This is a genomic window from uncultured Maricaulis sp. (assembly GCF_963975345.1).
Classification (GTDB): Bacteria; Pseudomonadota; Alphaproteobacteria; order Caulobacterales; family Maricaulaceae; genus Maricaulis.
Window position 1 is genome coordinate 71,567 of sequence record NZ_CAXBGE010000009.1, and the last position, 18,248, is coordinate 89,814.

The window sequence follows — 18,248 nt, forward strand, 5'->3', positions numbered from 1 at the left end:
TGGACTTGTCTCGTCAAGGGTCATGACCGCGCAGCGGCGCTTCGCGCCCTTGACGAGACAAGTCCAGTCTGGCCGGATCCCGGCATGGTTTTCAGGGCAGGGTCTGGCCAGCGGGCCACGTCCTCTGACGGGATCAACGGGCGGCACCCTGCCCCTCTCCCAGCTACACCACCAACCGGCTCGACCAGTATACCGATGTGACCGGTCAGGCGGTGAGCTATGACCTCAATGGCAATCTGACGGCCATCGGCTCACGCAGCTATATCTACTCGGCCCAGAACCAGCTGCTGCAGGCAGCGACGCTGTCGGGCGGCACGGCGCTGTATTCCTACGGTCCGGCGGCGCGGCGTGTGCGCGCCAATGTCGACGGGGTGGTGACGGAGTTCCTGCATGCCGGCGGTATGGAGATCGCGGAATATTCCGCCTCCGAAAATAAATGGTGACAGGCACCATTAATGAAAGCCAGCCGCCCGAAAGCAAATCCTGTTCCCTCGCCACTGGTCTTGCGGCGCTGAAATGGGTGCCTGTCACCATTTATTTCCGCTGATGAGGTAGGTGCCTTGGAGCTGGAGCGCGCGCAGACAAGTATCGTTTATCAATTGTCTTTCGGGGTCGATGGACCGTTGGAGGACGCGGGTAGAGTTACCTCGCTCAACTATTCTCCGCATCCCGATGGCGCGGTTATGGGAAGACATGTTGACGGTACGGTGACCTTGTACGGCGCAACGTTCCGTCCAGGGTTTCACGAAGCGATTGGCACTGCTCGGCACGAAAGAATGCATGAAATTTGGGGGGCTGATCCAACGGGCCACCAAACGATTGCCAATGAAGTCTTTCTAGCTATGAACAGGGCTGGTTTTGTTGGTGAGTTTAGGACGTTCTACAGGACATATCGAGGTTCCAGCGTGAATCCGGTGTTTCCCAGCACGATTCATGCAGCACAAAGGAGGTAGAGTAAAATGTTAGTAGGTCTTGCCATGTTGGCTTTTTCGCTCGGAGGCGATAGTTGCTCCGCAACCTATCGAAATGTTGATGCTGATGAAGTCGTGCTATCGATGGCTGATGGGCCCAATTTCTGGGACGACTATGGAATGCCTCGTCCAGAGTGTCAGGTTCCGAACTTGGTAGTTTGTCAGACCGGCGACTTTCCCCTTCTGTTGCCAATCAATGCAGGCATCTACGAGCTCGAAATTGGTGATCAGACCTATGTTATCAAATGGACTGGGATCGCTGATCAGAGCAGTAGTGCATGGGTGAGCGACAGAGGTATATTAACTATCGATGTGGAAGATAGTACATATATCTATGAATACGGCGTAGAAGGTGGAGTTATAAGCATAACTTATATTTCACATCCCGGTTTTGGTGGAGGGGGCATGGTCAATTATTTGCTACACTCAGGAAAGTATCCATGTTGATTTCATAAAACGGTCCTGTCATGTGTGGACGGCCCCTTCTGCGCAAGGGTTTTGTTGACGGAAGCTGGGCTTTGGGATTTTGAGGAGGGCCACTTTTCTGGTCCTGCCAGAAGAACTTTGCCTTGAGCGCGGGACGGTAGTTCCCTAGCCTCTCCCGATGCGTAATCCGTTCAAATATTTCAAGACTTCACCCGAGATCATCCGCCTTGAAATAAATGGTGACAGGCACCCATTAACCCAAAACGCCCGCACCAGTTGCATTGAAGCGGTATGCCTACTAATATCCCTGCATGCCGCGCTCCGCCCGCATCGTCGTCCCCGGCCTGCCGCACCACGTCACCCAGCGTGGCAATCGGGAATAAATGGTGACAGGCACCCATTAATCCAAAAAGCTCGCCAAAGTTGCAATTCTAAATGATGCGCGCTAATATCCCGACATGCCGCGCTCTGCCCGCATCGTCATTCCCGGCCTGCCACACCACGTGACCCAGCGTGGCAATCGGCGCCAGGAAACGTTTTTCGATGCAGCCGATTACACGCTCTATCTCGATCTGCTGACGCGGCATGCCTGTGCGCTTGGTGTGGGCTGCTGGGCGTGGTGCCTGAATAAATGGTGACAGGCACCATTAATGAAAGCCAGCCGCCCGAAAGCAAATCCTGTTCCCTCGCCACTGGTCTTGCGGCGTTGAAATGGGTGCCTGTCACCATTTATTTGGGCGGCCACGCATGGCGGCGCGCGAGGCAGGGTAATTGATGTTGGAATGGGTGCCTGTCACCATTTTTACGTGTGGCGTCATCAGAAGTGACGGATCCACCATTCGGACCTACTTTAGGCCGGACCCGATTCGGAACGGTAAGAGCAATTTGGATTACTTCTTTGACTCACTTTGAGACTATGCGCTGCCCTGTTTGTGCTTTCCTGCTCGATTTCGAACCATACGAAGATGGACTTGCTTCGTTTGGAATTTGCAGTTGTTGCGGCACTGAGTTTGGCAACGACGATTTTGCTACCAGTCATGAAAGGCTCCGCGCCAAGTGGGTTGCTGGAGGAATGGGGTGGTACTCTACGGCGAATGGCCCGCCTCCCGGGTGGGACCCTTTGCGTCAATTGGAGTTCTTCCAGAAATGACGGCCTGAATTAATGGGGACATTGAATTGCTGGGGAAATACGCAAATAAATGGTGACAGGCACCCATTAATCCGGTGCGCGGCCACCCAGGGCGGCGCTGTCTACAGCACTGCCAGCTACACCACCAACCGGCTCGATCAGTATACCGATGTGACCGGTCAGGCGGTGAGCTATGATCTCAATGGCAATCTGACGGCCATTGGCTCACGCAGCTATGTCTACTCCTCGCAGAACCAGCTGCTGCAGGCAGCGACGCTGTCGGGCGGCACGGCGCTCTATTCCTACGGTCCGGCGGCGCGGCGTGTGCGCGCCAATGTCGGCGGGGTGGTGACGGAGTTCCTGCATGCCGGCGGTATGGCTGAGGCCTGCCCGCCACCGGTTCGAGGGCAGGCCGAAGGCCGAGTATGATGGCTCCGGCGCCCTCTTGCGCCGCTATATCCCCGGCCCGGGCGTGGACCAGCGCGTCGCGATGGTCGATTGCCGCGGCTCGGCCAGTTGCGCGCCCGGCGATAGCGGCGTGGCGACGGATTATTATTTCGCCGACCGCCAGGGCAATGTCCTCGCCGTCACCAGCCAAGCCGGGGTCATCCGGCAGCACTTCTTCTACACCCCCTTCGGCGTCGAGCTGGTCGGTGACCCCTCGGGCAATCCCTTCCGCTATACCGGCCGCCGCTATGACGCCGAAACCGGCCTCTATTATTACCGCGCCCGCTATTACGACGCCGATCTGGGGCGCTTCCTGCAGGTCGATCCGGTGGGGTATGCGGATCAGTGGAATCTGTATGCTTATGTCGGGAATAATCCGTTGAATGCGACGGATCCGACGGGGGCGTATCAGTGCAGTGATGCCGGTGGAACTACTATTGCTTGCCCTTCAATGGTTACCGGTGCAGTGGGTCAGCTAAGAGACGGAGCTGCAAATAGCCGAAAAGCTGACGTTCGGGACGACCTAGCGGAGATTGTGACATTTTTAGGTGGTGACGATGAAGACAATGGGGTCACCGTTCAGCTTGGTGGGTGCAGTGACTGCCCAACCGCGACCGCAGACACGCATTCTGACGGATCCGTCGTGATTCAATTTAAGACAGAGCGGATCGGAATGGCCAACTCACTAGAAGCCCAGCAGCCAGGCGGAGGTGCGACGCTGCTCGCGCCAACGATTGCGCACGAGTCTCGACATGGAATTGACGGTCGTGCGCGCGGAAATGGGAATCCGAGGAATCGCGATGAAAGCATGGCGACTGAGAGAAACGCCTACACATCCGGTGCGCGTGCACAAATGTGGCAGATCGAATCTGGAGCTCTAAACTTGGCTTCTCCGCTACAAGAATTCAACAATCTTCGGCGCGATTCCTCTGGCGTCTTTCAGGTTGACCCAAGTTTGCTACAAACAAGCGTTATGAGATCAACGAATTTATGGTGTTCAAAAGCGGCCTTGAACCCTGCATTTTATGCTGTTTCGGGGTGTTGAGAAATGCTGAGAATCGTATTGATGGGCGTGTTGCTTACAGCGTGCACGACGGAGACGGAACGAAGCGGGTTCCCAATCTATAGTCTTACAGACATTTATGCTGAACCGAATCTCGATTCGCATGGAATTGTGTGGCTCCGCGCAACTCTTATCTCCGATAGTGATCACTATTGGATACTGGTTGACACGCAGACGGACTGCGTTGGATTTGCTGCTACGTTCATAGGTGACGCCTACGCGAAGTGGATCGAACTAGAGTCCTTGGACAATGATCGTCCTGGTGTAGCGATCTCGGGTGAGTTTTTGGGTGAGTTTTTGATTGGTGGCTCTGACGTGGGACCCAGGTTCGCGGTGCATGATTACAGGGCGGCTAGCGTTAGGTCGGATATCGACCTGGGTGGGGAAGTGAGGTTCCTGCCTTGCGAGTAAGTAACGGGAAAAACGGAAAGAAATAAGTGGTACCTGCCTGGATTTAACCGGTCAGCACAACAGTCTGAGCCAGTGAAACAATATTGGAAAGTGGAGCGAATTAACGGGGGCACACGACATTTTCGTCGCGCCAACCTCCTGAAATTATCGCCTTTCTACCAAACTTCCGCCGCCCACGCTCATTGGGAATTTGCGGGGACACACGACATTTTCGGCGAGGAATAAATGGTGAAAGGCACCCACTAATCGTGAAAGTTGGGAATAAATGGTGACAGGCACCCATTAATCGTGCAAGTTGCAATCAAACAACTCGCCAGCTAATATCCCGGCATGCCGCGCTCTGCCCGCATCGTCATTCCCGGCCTGCCACACCACGTGACCCAGCGTGGCAATCGGCGCCAGGAAACGTTTTTCGATGCAGCCGATTACACGCTCTATCTTGATCTGCTGACGCGGCATGCCTGCGCGCTTGGTGTGGGCTGCTGGGCCTGGTGCCTGATGCCCAATCATGTCCACCTTGTTCTGGTGCCCGCCCGGCCGGAAGCGCTGGCGGCGCTGATGCAGCGCGTGCATCAGGCCTATACGCTCGCGGTCAATGCGCGCGAGGGATGGACGGGGTGTTTGTGGCAGGGCCGCTTTGCCTCCTATGCCATGGATGAGGGGCATGCGCTGGCGGCGGTGCGCTATGTCGAGCTCAATCCGGTGATGGCGCGCCTGTGTGACAGCGCCCGGGACTGGCCCTGGTCGAGCGCGGCGGCGCATCTGGATGGCCGGCTCGACCCACTCCTGACCCGCCCGGCCTTCCTCGACCGCATCCCCGATTGGGCCGCCTAGCTGGAGACCGGGCTCAATGCGCAGATCGAGGCCCGGATCGGACTGTTCGATGGGCCGGGTTATCCGATGGGCGAGGCGGGCTGGCTGTGCGAACTGGAGCGGCGGCTCGGCCAGTCCCTGCGGGCAGCGCCGCGTGGGCGGCCACGCATGGCGGCGCGCGAGCCAGGGTAATTGACGTTGAAATAGGTGCCTGTCACCATTTATTTTGGTTTTTTGCTGACACCCTCGATCTTCAAGCCCAGCTCGACGGATCCAGATGGAAGAAGCCCGCCAATTGCTCATAAACGCCAGCTTCTTCGTCTCGCAACTCGGCCGGCCGTTCGAAGAAGGTCTCGACCGCGACTGCGAAGAACTCCTCGGGGCCGGTGGCGCCATAGGGGTCGAAGACTGACCCGTGGCCGGCCTCGACTTTTCGGCAATGGGTCTTGAACGCGCTGGCGAAGACGCGCGCCCATTGAGCATAGCTTTGCGCTTTCTCCAGAACGGGAATCCCGTCGGTGTGGCCTGACAGGTCGTCGAGCTGGTGGGCGAATTCGTGGAAGACGACATTGTGACCATCGGTCTCGTCCATGGCACCCAGTTCGGCGTCAGCCCAGGACAGAACCACCGGGCCACGGGCCCAGCTCTCCCCGGTGCGCACGGTTTCACGCTCCGTGACGACGAAACCATTATGTTCCGCCCGCCGCGATTTGAAGGCGCCCGGATAGATCAGAATGGTGCGGAGGTTGATGTACCAAGCCTCGGTATTGACGACGAGAAGGCAAGCCTGCGCCGCGATGGAGAGCCGCATCTCCTCGGTCACTTCGAGACCATCGCAGCCGAAGAACTCGATCTGGTTCAGAAACAGGGCGATCTTGCCTTCAAGCGTTCGTTGCAAGTTCGCCGGGAGTTTTCGGATCAACGGCACCGAAGTTTTGACGATGGCGCGTTGCTGCGCCGAGAGTTCAGACACCAGCAGCTTCTGGCGCAAGCGACGCCGCGACCAGTAATGCGCGCCAATAGCGCCTGCGCCGAGCAGCAAGGCTGAGAGGAAGAGGAGTGCCATATTGCCCTGCCAAGCGGGTGGGTTGTGATGGTGAAGGAGAGTATGGGCAGCAAATGGTGACGAGCCGCCATTTGCGCAAGCCAAGCATCGATAAGGTCGCGTGAATTTCCAACCCAGCCAAGCCGGATGCCGATAACGACGTCAGGCCTCCGCGCCGGGCCAAGCCCTGCATCCTGCCCGTGATTTCAGTGGCGTGGCACAGAAAAATTCGTGTGCAACGCTTTTTGTTGCTGAATTTCCACTGGTTTGGGTGCTGAGGCCCGCAGCATCGGACTCGAATTTTGATATTGCGCCAGCAGGTAGCAAAAATCGCCTGTGGATAAGCGATTCAATTTTCGCAACCCCGATCTCGGGAAAAATTCTCAGCGCAGACAGGTATTTAGACTGAAAAATTACGTATACTTTATGCGTGCAAGCAATCGCAGTTGCCCGATTTTTCGAGAGTCTGCCGATTCAGCGGCCGCGCTAACCCCCTAATCGTTAACGACATTCGCGAATCGGGCCGTCCGAAAAAGAATCGCCGAACTGACGATTCTCATATTCGGTCAAGCGGCAGTTAACTTTCGTTAAGGGTTTCCTCGTAGCGTCCGAATAAGGTTAATCAGACTACACACCGAACGGGATTGATTCGTTCGGGTTCCAGACCGGAGGCGAACCATGAGGGTTCTTCTAATTGAAGACGACCGGGCAACCGCTCAGTCCATCGAATTGATGCTGAAATCAGATGGCTTCAACATCTACACGACGGACCTTGGCGAGGAAGGTGTCGATCTCGGCAAGCTGTATGATTACGACATCATCCTGCTCGATCTGAACCTTCCCGACATGACCGGTTTTGATGTCCTCAAAACCCTTCGGGTCTCGAAGATCGACACACCGATCCTGATTCTCACCGGCAATGCCGATATCGACAACAAGGTTCGTGGCCTTGGGTGCGGTGCCGACGATTATATGACGAAACCCTTCCACAAGGATGAGATGATTGCGCGGATCCACGCCATCGTCCGCCGCTCCAAGGGCCATTCGCAGTCGATCATCAAGACCGGCACGATTGCGGTCAATCTCGACGCCAAGACGGTCGAAGTGGACAGCCAGCGCGTCCATCTGACCGGCAAGGAATACCAGATGCTCGAGCTGCTCTCCCTGCGCAAGGGAACGACGCTCACCAAGGAAATGTTCCTCAACCACCTTTATGGCGGCATGGACGAGCCTGAGCTCAAGATCATCGACGTCTTCATCTGCAAGCTCCGCAAGAAGCTCGCAGCCGCCACCCATGGCGAACACCATATCGAAACCGTCTGGGGCCGTGGCTATGTGCTGCGCGACCCGATGGAAGAAAAAGTCGCCGTCTGATCCCACGGTCACTGTCTGATTGAAAAACCCGGTCCTCGCGATCGGGTTTTTTCTTGTCTCCTCCCCTGTTCAGGGGCTTTTCGGCGGTTGGCGTCCAGCTAGTCTGGCTTGCAAACAGCGAGGCGCCCCATGAAACACCACCGATTGATCCTGACCGCATTCGCGGTCGCGATTCTGACCGCCGGGAACGCCCTGGCGCTTCAGAAAGCCTCCGGCGGGCCGGCAAGTCCGCGCCCGCGCGATGTGGAAATAGAGACGTTTTCACCGTCCGAGTTGGTGGCAGAGCTCACCGCGCTCGAGGCTGCAGCCGGCGGGCGCATCTCGTTTCGTGACCTCGATGGGCTGCTCGAGCGTCTTGAAACGAAACATGACCGGCTGACGGCTCTCGCAAACGCCGAAGGCGGCCTGTGGGGAGTGGGCCTCGACATCTTTTTCTCCACCGAGGCCCCCGAACCGCGCCCGTGCGACACCCCCGCTCCGGTCAGAGTGGTATCCCGTCAGGGCATCGAAATGGCGGGGACAGCTTGCCGCCTCCGTACGATTCAGGGCGGGCTTCCGATATTGTCAATTGATCAGCTTCTGGACGCCCCTTTTGAGGGGCAGACCATCCATATTCACCTCGTCACCAACATAACCGCCGCGCAGGACAGCCTGCTCGATCCAGGCAATGAAATCCTGGCAGCGATGGCCACCGATGTTCTGCGAGCCCTCATCCTGCCAAACCCTCCCAGTCGCGAGGGGGACTGGTCGCTGTGGCGGGACGCCCTGCAGAACATGACGGATCGTGCCGACGGCTTCATCCGCTTCGATGCACCAGACACGCTGGCGCAGGCGATCGAGGCGGCGGCGTCCGGGGTCATGGAGGAGGCGGGCGTGCAGGACGTCGATTGGGGCTTCACCTTCGGGGTCACTGGCGCGCAATCCTTCGCGGACGGCGGCCTGTTTGATCCCGACAGGCTTGCAGCTGCCAGACGGCCGGAAACCGCCGCATGGTGCCGGCCCGACGAGGCATTTACAGTGACCGGTCCAACCGGCATTCACCACACTTGGCATCAATGTTCCGGCACGCCGCCGGAGGAAAATTCCGACACTCTCATCGTCCGGAAAATCTGGACCGAGGAGCGCTCAAGCCGTGTCTATCGCTGGCTCGAACTCACCGCCTACGGCTCAACCGAAACGTCGGCCGAACTGTCGGCTGTAGACAGCTTCACGCGAGATGCACTGGCCTTGATGGCAAATGACATCCTCATCGCCCCCCGCGCACCTGAAAGCAGTGACGAATAGGTTAGCGCCCAAACGCTCTGCCTCGCCTGAGGAAGATACGGTTTCCGGATCGGTTGTTTCTGACCGCTTCCGGCGTTCAGGGGCATTTCAGCTCAGGATTTCCCGGCATCCTGACACCAGACAGGGAGACCACCTATGAAACACTACCCAATGACGCTCGCAGCACTCGCGATCTTGACCCTGCCAGCCGGATGCGACCTGCCGGCCCAGACCGCGCCCGCCGCCGAGGCGGAATCGATCCAGAGCAATGGCGAGGACACTTCCTTATTGGCCAAAGCCCTGGTGGCCCCGTCACAGGACCAGGAAAGCACGGAGCCATGGCTTGGTCTCCTGCACAGCATGACGGACAGTGCGACCGGAACGATCCGCTTGGACGCACCAGAGGCGCTCGCCCGCGAACTCGGCTCCCTCGCCGCCAACATGCAGGCGGAAGCGGGCATTCACGATGCAGACTGGCGCTTCAGCTTTGCCATTGATGGCGCGCAAGCCCTTTCCAACAATGGTGTGTATGATTTCGACCGGATCGACGAAATCGCCCGACCGTCAACACCCGAATGGTGCGGTCGGGATGCTCCGTATGTTGCGGTTGATGCCGCTGGAATTCGACGGATCTGGCAAGAGTGCAGCGGCACGGCCCCAGGGGAGAATGCTGAAACCAGCACCGTACGAAAATTCTGGATTGAGGAGACCATGTCCGGCGACTATCGCTGGCTGGAGCTGACAGCCACCGGCTCAACCGCAGTCCCGGGCGAGCAGGCCGCGCTCAGCGCTTTCTCCCGTGAGGCGTTGGCCAGCATCGCCCGCCGCATCACCCTGTTTCCGGCACATCCAGATGGCGGCAACGACTAGGCTCGGGCCTCTATGCTGTTGCGCATATGAAGAAGGCCCGGCATCAAACGATGCCGGGCCTTCTTCACCATGATTGAGGACGGCTGTCAGGCAGCAACGGTCCGCGCCACGGCCTGGCCAGCCCTGGCGTAGAGACCGCGGCGGCCCTCGACGGGCGCGTAATCAGTCGACAGACCAACCACCGTTTCGGCGGCACCCATCACCAGATAGCCATCGGTCGCGGTCTGTTGTGACAAGCGCGTCAGCACCTTCTTCTTCGATTCGGCATCAAAATAGATCAGCACATTGCGGCAGAAAACGACGTCGAACTTTCCCATCGGCGCGAAGGTTTCGAGCAGGTTCTGTTTTTGAAAATTCACCATTTGGCGGATGTTCGGCTTGATGCGCCACTGATCGCCATTCTGGTCGAAATGCGTCACCAGACGCTGGATTGCGAGCCCGCGCTGGACCTCGAACTGGCTGTAGACGCCGGCTTTCGCCTTTTCGAGAACACGAGGTGCCATATCGGTCGCGACAATCTCGACCCGCAGCCCGCCGAGGCGTGCGCGCTCCTCTTCCAGGATCATGGCCAGCGAATAAGGTTCCTGGCCGGACGAACAGGCGGCGCACCAGATTCGGATCACGCCCGCATTGCCGCGAGCCCGCGACAGAACCGGCAGGATGTCCTGCTTGAACAGGTCGAAGGGGGTGTTGTCGCGGAAGAAGAAGGTCTCATGCGTCGCGAGCGCTTCGGTAATCGCCCATAACAGGCGGTCACTGCCCTCGCGCCGTGCGGCCGAGATCAGGGCCTCAATCGAGGGATAACCTTCGGCGCGGGCAAGCGGTGCCAGACGGCTCTCAAGCAGATAGCCCTTGTCAGCTGAGAGCACCAAGCCGGAGCGCTTATAGGCCTCGGCAGCGACATAGAGGATTTCCTGTTTCTCAATCATGCACCTACATCCCACCCTTGGCGCGCCGGACGATGTCCGACCCGATTTCCGATAGCGGCAGGATATGATCTGCCAGTCCGGCCTCGGCGACTGCGCCAGGCATGCCCCAGACGATGCTTGTCGCTTCGTCCTGGGCCAATATCGTTCCGCCTGCCGCACGCAGGGCGCGGACACCTTCGCGCCCGTCATGCCCCATCCCCGTAAGAATGACGCCAAGCGCCTGCCCCTGTGTCACCTCGGCGACCGACTGGAAGAGCGGATCAACGGCGGGGCGGCAGAAATTGATCGGCGGCGACTGATCGAGCGCGGCATAGAAGCCGGCCGCATCGCGACGCACCGTAAAGTGAAAATCACCAGGCGCGACATAGACATGACCCGCCTGCAAACGTTCGCCTTTCTCGACTTCCTTGCACGGCAAGCCCGACGCCTTGGCCAGATGCTCGGCGAGGATTTTCGTGAACAAGGCCGGCATGTGCTGCGCGATCACGATCGGTACGGTCACGCCGACCGAGCATTTGGCGATCACATTGCGCAGGGCTTCCGGGCCGCCGGTGCTGGAGCCGATCGCGATGATTGCAGGGCGCGAGGTCGAGCGCGGTGTGCTACCACGGGAAATCGGCGCCGATGCGACAGGCTGAAAGGCGCGTTTGGGCAGTGGCGGCCGCGCCGAATCTGTTCCGCGGGCTGCGGGCGCCGGCGCGGCAACATCGCGTGCCGTCGGGACCGGCGGGATTGGCCGCGGTGCCAGGGCTTTGAGTTTGGCGAGCAGGTCGTGGCGGAATTCCTCCGCGCCAGCCAGTCGGCCTGCTTGCGGTTTCGGGGCATAATCAGCGGCACCCATCGAGAGCGCGCGGATCGTCACTTCGCCGCCGCGGCGCGTCAGAGTCGATGCCATCACGATGCGGCAGCGCGGAACAGTCTTCAACAGAATGGGCAGAGCAGCCAGCCCGTCCATTTTGGGCATTTCCACATCAAGTATGATCAGATCAGGCTGTAATTCCTCGGCCTTGCGAATGCCCTGTTCGCCATCAACGGCAGCGCCAGCGAGGACCAGATCGGGATCTTCTTCGATCCAGCGCGTCATCAGCCCGCGAGCGACTGCGGAATCGTCGATCACGAGCACGCGGGCAATGCCCTGTGCGGCGACCGGTTTGGGAGCGAGGTCTGTCATCGGTTCGCCCTATGAAGCCCGCAACAAGCCGGTTTGTTGAAATTTGGAGGCGATGATGTCGCCGTCGAATGGCTTCATGACGTATTCGTCGGCACCGGCGCGCAGCGCTTCGGTGATGTGGGCCATGTCATTTTCGGTGGTGCAGAACACGACGATCGGACGGTCGCCGGTCTCTTCACGGCGTAGCGCCTTGACGAAATCCAGACCATTCATGATCGGCATATTCCAGTCCAGCAGGATAGCATCGGGCATTTGCTCGCGGCATTTCTCCAGGGCTTCAGCGCCGTCTCCGGCTTCAACGCAGGCAAATTCGAGTTGTTCCAGAATTCGGCGTGCGACTTTTCGAATGACGCGCGAGTCGTCGACGACGAGACAGGTTTTCATCCACTTGCCCTTCCTTAGGCCGCTTCGCTCTTGGCTGTGCTACCGATCACGGCGGACACATCCAGAACAGCGAGCAATTCTTTTTCCAAGCGATGAACGCCCTTCACCATTGAACGCCAACGGGCGTCGACATGAGCAGGGACCGGTTCCAGTTCGGCGCGCGGACGCCGCAGCACCTCGCCGACAGAGTCGACGATAAGTCCGAAGATTTCACTACCGCGCTCGACACCGAGGGCCATGCCGGCATCATCGGCATCGCGTGGCGGCAGACCTAGACGGCGACGGGCATCAATCGCTGTGACGATGCGTCCACGCAGATTGAGCAGACCGGCGACTTCGGACGGCGCCAACGGCACCGCGGTGACCGATTGCGGCGCGAAGACTTCCCGGATCGAATTGACCGGTGCCCCAAACAACTGGTCGCCGATGCGAACCGAGACGTATTCAATCATGGCTTCCGAGCTCAGTTCCGATGAATCGTCGTAATGGTCGCTCATGCCACCTTCTCCTCGTGCGAGACTTCATCCAGGGCGGCGATCAGCGCGCCGCGATCAGAGCGCGGCAACACCACAGTCAGACCTTCTGCCTGGGTGTCCTCCGGCCAATCGGTGACCGCAAGCGCAGGCAGGTTTGCCCACAATCCCTGGGTCCGGATTTTTTCCAGCGCGGCAGGATCGCCGACCAGAGCATCGAATTGTTCGCCGGCTTCCGCGATGGCCAGCACTTCATGCATGCCGCCGGTTGGCGTCACGTCATAGCCGGCAGCGGCGAGCAGGGGCGCAATCATCCGGCGCGCAAAGGCATCGGCATCGACCAGCAGAACGCGGCGGCGACGTTTGGAAGTCCGGCGCTGGATATTGCCAGCCTGTGCCTGTTCGAGATGCCAGGCGATGTCGACGACGTCGGTGGCTTTGCCCTTGATAATCGCGGAACCGATGACGCCGGGCTTGTCGGAGCGCATCTGCATATCGACCCGCTCCTCGACAACATCGACGATCTGATCGACGGCGAGACCGATGGCGCCATGGCCCTCGGAAAAGACCAGCACCGGTTGGCGTTGTCCTTGAGTGGTGCCGATCTGACCGCCCAGCGGCACGATGGGCATCAGGCGGCCACGGTATTGAACCACAAGCCGGCCATTGGTGGTTTCGATCGCATCGTTCTGGAATTCCTCGAGGCGCGTGACGAGCGCCAGTGGGACGGCTTTCGGCTCGGCACCGCCGGCACGGACCAGCAGCAGGCGTTGAGTGTGTTGCATCTCGGCGACGGAGGCGGCGCTGGTGTCGTAATGCGCTTCGTCTTCCATGCTCGCCACGATTTCTCCGGCAAGGCCATTGGGATCGAGGATCATGATCACGGTACCGTCGCCCAGGATGGTCGCGCCGGAATAGGCGCCAACGCCCCGCAGGGAGTCGGAGAGCGGCTTGACGACGATTTCCTCGGTATCGAGCACATTGTCGACGATCAGGCCGACATTGCGCCCGCCAGCATCCAGCACGACGACGAAGCCGGTATCGACCTTGGCAGCATCGCCGCCCGGGCTGACGCCGAGGACTTCCTGCAGGTCAACCAGCGGCATAAGCCGGTCACGCAGGCGCATCACCCGCGCCCCGCTCAGTGATTCCACAGCATGTTCGGAACCGGCACCGACACGGACCAGTTCGCGGACCGCCAGTTGCGGAATCGCGAAACGCTGTTTGTGACTGCCGACGATCAGGGCCGAGACAATGGCCAGGGTCAGCGGAATTTTGATCTTGAAATGGCTGCCCTTGCCGGTCGTCGAGGTGACATCGACGACGCCGCCAATCTGTTCGATATTGTTGCGCACCACATCCATGCCAACGCCGCGGCCAGACAGGTTGGTGACCTTCGCGGCCGTCGAGAAGCCCGGCGCAAAGATGAAGCGATGGATCTGCGCCTCGGTCAGCTGGGCCAGCTCTTCATGGGTCGTCAGACCCTTTTCGAGCGCCTTTTCGGAGATGCGAGCCGTGTTGAGCCCCATGCCGTCATCGGCGATGGAGATGATGATATGGCCGCCTTCATGGAAGGCCTTGAGCTTGATGACGCCTTTTTCCGGCTTGCCGGCGGCAATCCGGTCGGCCGGCATTTCCAGACCATGGTCCGCAGAATTGCGCACCATATGGGTCAGTGGATCCTTGATCAGTTCCAACACCTGGCGGTCGAGCTCGGTGTCGCTGCCATCCATCACCAGTTCGATCTTCTTGCCGAGCTCGGTGGAGACGTCACGAATGATACGCGGCAGTTTGCGCCAGGCATCGCCGATCGGCTGCATGCGGGTCTTCATGACCCCGTCCTGCAACTCGCCGGTGACGGCAGACAGACGCTGCAATGGCACTTTGAGGTCTTCGTCTTCAAGCCCGCGAATGGTCTGCATCAACTGGTTCCGGGTCAGGACCAGTTCAGAAACCGTGGTCATCAAGGCGTCGAGCACATCGACACCGACCCGCACGGTCTGCTGCATGCGCGGGCCACCATCGCCCGCCATGACAGGATCATCGTTGCCCTTGAGTTCAGCGACGGCAGTTTGCAGCGCCTCGGCCTTGCTCATATCAGGCGTGATGACATTGGCAGATGGCGCCGCGCCAGCCGCTGGCTCGGCAGAGTTGAAGGCAGCCTCAAGCTCGGCAACGGAGACTTCACCCGGGCGCAATTCACGTCCGAGCTCGGGATCGAAATCGCCAACGCCAAGATGTTCGACCGGTGCCGCCGGAGCGGGCGCCACATCGTCACCTTCAGCCGGCGTGTTCAGGAAGGCCGATTCCAGATCGGCGAGCGAAACTTCGCCCGGCCGCAATTCGCGGCCGAGATCAGCGTCCCAGCCTTCGGGCACGATCTCGACAGGCGCGGCTGGCTCGGCCGCCTCGACGGCGCGCCCTTGGGAGGCGTCTTCCAGACGGGCAATCAGTTCATTGTCTTCGCCGGCGGGTTCATTGCCGGTCTCTTCAATATTGCGCAGGATGAGCTTGATCTGGTCGATCGACTGCAGCACCAGCGTAACCATTGGCGGTGACACCGCCAGATCGCCATCGCGGAATTTCCCGAGCAGCGTTTCGCCGGCGTGAGCGACCGCTTCCAGTCGCGGCAAGCCCAGAAAGCCGCACGTCCCTTTGACGGTGTGCAGGAGGCGGAAAATATTGTCGAGAATGGCCCGGTCTTCCGGATTATTCTCGAAGCGGACGAGTTCCGCATCAATGACGTCAAGGCTTTCGCCCGTTTCCGTCAAGAACTCGCTGATAAGATCATCCATTGCCAACCTCGTGCCGTCCAGCTGCCCACAGGGCCTGATTTGACGGTAAGGTGACATGCGGTTGGTTAACGGACTGTTGGTGCAGACCGCGTCAATCCCAGCATTCAATTCATACGTTATGAGGGTGGAAGTACAGGCTTCAGGATAGGGTTGAAGCGTGTGGCTGGACCAGGGCGACGAACTCGATCCGCTCCTCGCCGGCATGGGCGCTGACGCGGCCACCAGCATTGCGTGCGATCAAGCCGGCAAAGTAGGGCTGGATCGAACGGCCATCATATCCATTTTCAGGGGGCTGACCTTCGAGCGCCTTGACCGCGTCCTCGTTCAGGCGAGCCCGCGGACCTTCCGCGACGATCCGGATCCGGGCGCCGCCACCGCTCTCAGTCGCTTCAATTGTCACCGTGCCACCGCGCGGCACGGACTCGACTGCAAGAATGCACAAATTCATCAGCAGCCGCGATGGTGTTTTTTCCAGTCCCGGCGTTTCGACCTTCCAGACAATTTCCGGCTTGGAGGGTGCAAACATCGCTTCGGTCAGGCGGCGCAGTTCGCGCGTGTCGAGCGTCGCCGGTGCCGAGCCGCCGGCGCCATAGGCGAGGCGCGCGAATTCCAGCTTGGCTTGCGCCTGGCGCGAGCTTTCCCGCACCAGATCCATCGCATCCTCATGCATGTCGGCGGAGGTTTCGTCGTCCAGCACGCTGAGTGCCGCGCTCAAGGCGGACACCGGGCTGACGAGGTCATGACAAAGCCGCGCACAAAGCAGTGCGGCTAATTGGTCGGCGGCCATTTCGGCGGGGCGTTGATCTTCCATCGGGCAATCGATACACGATTCTCTTCGCGACCGACCCCATTTCGCAGCAAAAATGATGTCAGGGCGCGGAAAGGACTTGGCAACCCTATGGGTCCAAGACATGTTTCGTCCGGGCTGTGGGGCCATCCTGGTCATGGACGCGCACTGATTTCGCTCCGGTGCGAGACTTGCTTGAGATGATGCGTGATGGAAGCCAACATCGGAGTATCGAAATAATCATGCCTGAATTCGATGTAACCCACGCCGATCAACGCCGCGCCCGAGGCCTCGTCGTCTGCGCCAGCCTGCTGCTTTCAGCAGGCCTGCTGGCCGCATTGATGACCTCAAAGGACACGCGCAGCGAAGCCGCCGGCCTGACCGCGCCCGCCGCTGCTGTAGCATTGGTGGACATCAATGCCGCAGCGCTCGATGCCAGCGGGTCAGCCAGCACACTGGCGTTGCGGACAGAGACAGCGGACCCTGACTTACCGCACAATCCGGCCTGGCTCGACACCAATGCCTTCACCGCCTGCAACGACTGCCCGACGCATATTCAGCTCGAGCGCATAGTGCCCCCCGGTGGCACACTCGCCGGCATTCTCGACGATGCCGGCGTCGATTCCACCGACGCCGTCAGAGCGATCCGGACCCTGAACCAGGTTTATGATCTGCGCTATCTGCGCGCCGGCCAGAGCCTCAATCTTTATCTTGAGAGTGAACCCGTCGACAACGGCGAAGCCGCCGATGACGAGACCCAGAGCCGTCTGCGGCTGACCGGCATTTCCTTCCGCCCCGAAGTCGAACGCTCGATCACTGTCGCGCGCACCTGGCGCGATGAATACCGGGCCCGCGAAACGATCGCTGAATTTGAACGGCAAGTGGTGCGCTCATCCGGCACCATCACCTCCTCACTCTATGTCGACGCCCTCAATGCCGGCGCCACCGACCGCATCGTGGTCGATCTGGCCAACGTGCTGGCCTATGCGATCGATTTCCAGCGCTCGATCCAGCCGGGCGACGGTTTCGACATATTGTTCGAACGCTTCGTCGACGAGGAAGGCCATACGGCGCGCACCGGCGATATTCTCTATGCCCGCTACGAGGGCCGCGCTGCTCCGAAGGAATTCTTCCGCTTCGAGACCTCCGATGGCGGCATTGGCTATTACAGCGCCGAAGGTGCCAGCGCCCAGCGTCTGCTGATGCTGACCCCGATCAATGGCGCCCGCCTCTCCTCCTCTTTTGGCCAACGCCGTCACCCAATTCTCGGCTATACCCGCGCCCATAACGGCACCGATTTCGCGGCGCCGAGAGGAACCCCCGTTTTCGCCTCCGGCAATGGCGTCGTTGAACGCGCCAATCGCTTTGGCTCCTTCGGCAATTACGTCAAGATCCGCCACGCCAACGGTTTCGAGACCGCCTATGCCCACCTCAATGGCTTTGCCCGCGGCATTCGAGCCGGCAGCCGTGTCACCCAGGGCCAGGTGATCGCCTATGTCGGCACGACCGGCCGCTCGACCGGGCCGCATCTGCATTACGAAGTTCACGTCAATGGCCGCCCGGTCAATCCGATGACGCTCGACCTGCCGACCGGTCGCCAGCTGACCACGGCCGACATGCCGGCCTTCATCGCCGAACGTGACCGCATCATCACCATTCGCGACGGCGCCCAGCCGGCCAATGCCAGCGACACGCCGTTGATGGCCGATGCCGGCAGCAGCGCTCACTGATCGGGCGCGCAGAAAAAGGGGACAGGTATAATTAACGCGCCCGCACCGGGCTGCCTTTGCTGGCAAACCGGACATATTGCGCGTTAATTATACCTGTCCCCTTTTTCTCACCGCTTGACAGATTCCCCGTTGCGCGGCAAAAGCCGCGCCACGGGTCTGGAGATGCC

At 59.8% G+C, this 18,248-nt stretch carries 17 protein-coding genes; 10 read left to right on the forward strand and 7 right to left on the reverse strand.

From position 1 onward, the window contains the following. The first annotated feature begins 197 nt into the window (after nucleotides 1–197). The 6 genes from AAC029_RS10920 (at nucleotide 198) to AAC029_RS10945 (ending at nucleotide 5,281) form a co-directional block, all read left to right on the forward strand. Nucleotides 198–443: a hypothetical protein gene (locus AAC029_RS10920; protein WP_339747489.1), complete on the forward strand. Its 246-nt coding sequence runs from the start codon at nucleotides 198–200 to the stop codon at nucleotides 441–443. 516 nt (nucleotides 444–959) lie between these two features. Next, complete coding sequence (locus tag AAC029_RS10925; RefSeq protein ID WP_339747492.1) at nucleotides 960–1,418, forward strand: hypothetical protein; 459 nt, start codon at nucleotides 960–962, stop codon at nucleotides 1,416–1,418. A 437-nt stretch (nucleotides 1,419–1,855) separates the two neighbouring features. Then, entirely contained in the window at nucleotides 1,856–2,035 is a 180-nt protein-coding gene (locus AAC029_RS10930; RefSeq protein ID WP_339747495.1) for a hypothetical protein, read from the forward strand. A gap of 662 nt (nucleotides 2,036–2,697) precedes the next feature. Continuing rightward, nucleotides 2,698–2,955 carry a hypothetical protein gene (locus AAC029_RS10935; RefSeq protein WP_339747498.1) on the forward strand — a complete coding sequence of 86 codons (258 nt, stop codon included), beginning with the start codon at nucleotides 2,698–2,700 and terminating at the stop codon, nucleotides 2,953–2,955. A 16-nt stretch (nucleotides 2,956–2,971) separates the two neighbouring features. Further along, entirely contained in the window at nucleotides 2,972–4,018 is a 1,047-nt protein-coding gene (locus AAC029_RS10940) for an RHS repeat-associated core domain-containing protein (protein ID WP_339747501.1), read from the forward strand. Nucleotides 4,019–4,777: 759 nt separating this feature from the next. Continuing rightward, nucleotides 4,778–5,281 (forward strand): transposase, encoded by a 504-nt coding sequence (locus tag AAC029_RS10945; protein WP_339747503.1) that lies wholly within the window; start codon nucleotides 4,778–4,780, stop codon nucleotides 5,279–5,281. Nucleotides 5,282–5,513: 232 nt separating this feature from the next. Here AAC029_RS10945 and AAC029_RS10950 read toward each other — a convergent pair whose 3' ends face one another. Continuing rightward, on the reverse strand, nucleotides 5,514–6,326 hold the full coding sequence (locus tag AAC029_RS10950; protein WP_339747505.1) for a M90 family metallopeptidase: 813 nt from the start codon (nucleotides 6,324–6,326) through the stop codon (nucleotides 5,514–5,516). 657 nt (nucleotides 6,327–6,983) lie between these two features. Here AAC029_RS10950 and AAC029_RS10955 point away from each other — a divergent pair. The 3 genes from AAC029_RS10955 (at nucleotide 6,984) to AAC029_RS10965 (ending at nucleotide 9,812) form a co-directional block, all read left to right on the forward strand. Next, on the forward strand, nucleotides 6,984–7,679 hold the full coding sequence (locus AAC029_RS10955; RefSeq protein WP_339747508.1) for a response regulator transcription factor: 696 nt from the start codon (nucleotides 6,984–6,986) through the stop codon (nucleotides 7,677–7,679). A 129-nt stretch (nucleotides 7,680–7,808) separates the two neighbouring features. Then, on the forward strand, nucleotides 7,809–8,963 hold the full coding sequence (locus AAC029_RS10960) for a hypothetical protein (protein ID WP_339747511.1): 1,155 nt from the start codon (nucleotides 7,809–7,811) through the stop codon (nucleotides 8,961–8,963). 135 nt (nucleotides 8,964–9,098) lie between these two features. Continuing rightward, nucleotides 9,099–9,812 (forward strand): hypothetical protein, encoded by a 714-nt coding sequence (locus tag AAC029_RS10965; protein WP_339747514.1) that lies wholly within the window; start codon nucleotides 9,099–9,101, stop codon nucleotides 9,810–9,812. 86 nt (nucleotides 9,813–9,898) lie between these two features. On the opposite strand, the gene AAC029_RS10970 is transcribed toward AAC029_RS10965, so the two are convergent. The 6 genes from AAC029_RS10970 to AAC029_RS10995 all read right to left on the reverse strand — a co-directional run bounded on the left by AAC029_RS10970 (nucleotide 9,899) and on the right by AAC029_RS10995 (nucleotide 16,375). Further along, a complete protein-coding gene (locus AAC029_RS10970) occupies nucleotides 9,899–10,741 on the reverse strand; it encodes a protein-glutamate O-methyltransferase CheR (RefSeq protein ID WP_339747517.1) in 843 nt (280 codons plus the stop codon). Nucleotides 10,742–10,745: 4 nt separating this feature from the next. After that, nucleotides 10,746–11,912: a chemotaxis response regulator protein-glutamate methylesterase gene (locus AAC029_RS10975; protein ID WP_339747520.1), complete on the reverse strand. Its 1,167-nt coding sequence runs from the start codon at nucleotides 11,910–11,912 to the stop codon at nucleotides 10,746–10,748. 9 nt (nucleotides 11,913–11,921) lie between these two features. Next, nucleotides 11,922–12,296 (reverse strand): response regulator, encoded by a 375-nt coding sequence (locus AAC029_RS10980; RefSeq protein ID WP_339747523.1) that lies wholly within the window; start codon nucleotides 12,294–12,296, stop codon nucleotides 11,922–11,924. A 14-nt stretch (nucleotides 12,297–12,310) separates the two neighbouring features. Beyond that, entirely contained in the window at nucleotides 12,311–12,793 is a 483-nt protein-coding gene (locus tag AAC029_RS10985) for a chemotaxis protein CheW (protein ID WP_339747526.1), read from the reverse strand. Next, entirely contained in the window at nucleotides 12,790–15,564 is a 2,775-nt protein-coding gene (locus AAC029_RS10990) for a chemotaxis protein CheW (protein WP_339747528.1), read from the reverse strand. The genes AAC029_RS10985 and AAC029_RS10990 overlap by 4 nt, the downstream gene beginning before the upstream one ends. 139 nt (nucleotides 15,565–15,703) lie before the next feature. Then, nucleotides 15,704–16,375: a histidine phosphotransferase family protein gene (locus tag AAC029_RS10995; RefSeq protein ID WP_339747530.1), complete on the reverse strand. Its 672-nt coding sequence runs from the start codon at nucleotides 16,373–16,375 to the stop codon at nucleotides 15,704–15,706. A gap of 218 nt (nucleotides 16,376–16,593) precedes the next feature. On the opposite strand from AAC029_RS10995, the gene AAC029_RS11000 reads away from it, so the two are divergent. Beyond that, complete coding sequence (locus AAC029_RS11000) at nucleotides 16,594–18,081, forward strand: peptidoglycan DD-metalloendopeptidase family protein (protein ID WP_339747532.1); 1,488 nt, start codon at nucleotides 16,594–16,596, stop codon at nucleotides 18,079–18,081. Nucleotides 18,082–18,248: the final 167 nt, after the last annotated feature.